The sequence below is a fragment of the Phenylobacterium sp. genome, from assembly GCF_030693805.1.
In the GTDB taxonomy this organism is placed as follows: domain Bacteria; phylum Pseudomonadota; class Alphaproteobacteria; order Caulobacterales; family Caulobacteraceae; genus Phenylobacterium.
The window spans coordinates 1-1599 of sequence record NZ_JAUXZW010000287.1 but is presented as its reverse complement, the minus strand read 5'-3'; the positions used below and the strand labels follow the sequence as shown (position 1 = coordinate 1599).

Below are 1599 nucleotides of genomic sequence, written 5' to 3'. Positions count from 1 at the left end.
ATGCAAGCAGAAGCAAATTTTTCATGGTTTAGGTTTTAATAATTATAAGTTCATCAAGGCATTGCAAATTAAAGGAAATAATTGAATGTTTAGTAGTTTTTTGCAACAAAAAAACCGGGCTAAACAGCCCGGTTTCTCTTCAATATTCCTTATAAATCGGAATTCATTTTCAATTATTTTTTCTCATAACCTTCGAGGTGGACGCTTCCTACTGAACGGCCTGAAGGATCGGCATTGTTCTTGAAACTGGCATCCCATTCAAGAGCGATTGGCGTACTGCAAGCGATTGACGGCACTGAGGGCACACAACTTGCAGCCGAATCGGACGGAAAATGCTCGGTAAAAATGGAACGATAGAAATACTCTTCTTTCGACATGGGTGTATTGATCGGGAAACGGTATTTCGAGGTACTCATCATTTCGTCTGTCACTTTTTCAGCAACCATCGCTTTCAGCGAATCAATCCAATTGTAACCGACACCATCCGAGAATTGTTCTTTCTGCCGCCAAACCACACTTTCAGGCAAATAATCTTCGAATGCCTTGCGAACCACCCATTTTTCCATGCGACCGTTTTTGGCCATTTTTTCTTCCGGATTAATCCGCATGGCCACATCCAGGAATTCTTTATCGAGGAATGGAACGCGGCCTTCAACACCCCAGGCAGCCAGCGATTTGTTGGCGCGCAGGCAATCATACAAATGTAATTTGCCCAGTTTGCGAACTGTTTCTTCGTGAAAAGCCCTTGCATTTGGCGCCTTGTGGAAATACAGGTAGCCGCCAAAAATCTCATCTGCGCCTTCGCCCGAAAGCACCATTTTTACGCCCATGGATTTGATTACCCGTGACAAAAGGTACATTGGCGTTGATGCCCGGACAGTTGTCACGTCATAAGTTTCGAGGTGATAGATCACATCGCGGATGGCATCCAAACCTTCCTGAACAGTGAAATGGATTTGATGATGGACCGTTCCGATATGATCAGCGACTTTCCGGGCTGCTGCCAAATCGGGCGAACCAACCAACCCAACGGCAAACGAGTGCAACTGCGGCCAATAGGCCGTTTCCGAATCATGAGATTCGATCCGGAAAGCCGCGTATTTTTTCGCAATGGCCGAAATTACCGACGAGTCAAGGCCGCCTGAAAGTAAAACCCCATAAGGAACATCCGACATTAGTTGGCGGTGTACGGCAGCTTCGAGCGCAGTTCGCAGCTCATCCATATCAAAGCCGTTGTCCTTTACAGCGTCAAACGATTTCCATTCCCGGTCGTACCAGGTTTTTATTTCACCATCTGCGCTGAACAAGTATTGTCCGGGCAAAAACTCTTCAATTTTGCTGCAATGGCCTTCCAGAGCTTTCAACTCGGAAGCCACGTAATAATTGCCATGCTTATCCCATCCCTGGTACAACGGAATGATTCCGATATGGTCGCGGGCAATCAGATAAACATCTTTTTCGAGATCGTATAATGCAAAAGCGAAAATTCCGTTCAGGTCTTCCAGAAAATCAACTCCTTTTTCGCGGTATAAAGCCAAAATAACTTCACAGTCGGAATGGGTCAGAAATTCGTACGAATCGCCAATCCGTTCACGGATT

Annotated in this window: 1 protein-coding gene; it reads right to left on the bottom strand. The window is 45.7% G+C overall.

The window, feature by feature from the left end:
* Positions 1 to 173: 173 nt before the first annotated feature.
* Positions 174 to 1599 (bottom strand): asparagine synthase B (gene asnB, locus Q8M88_RS11040; RefSeq protein WP_305597210.1); only part of this gene is annotated, 1426 nt, incomplete at its 5' end.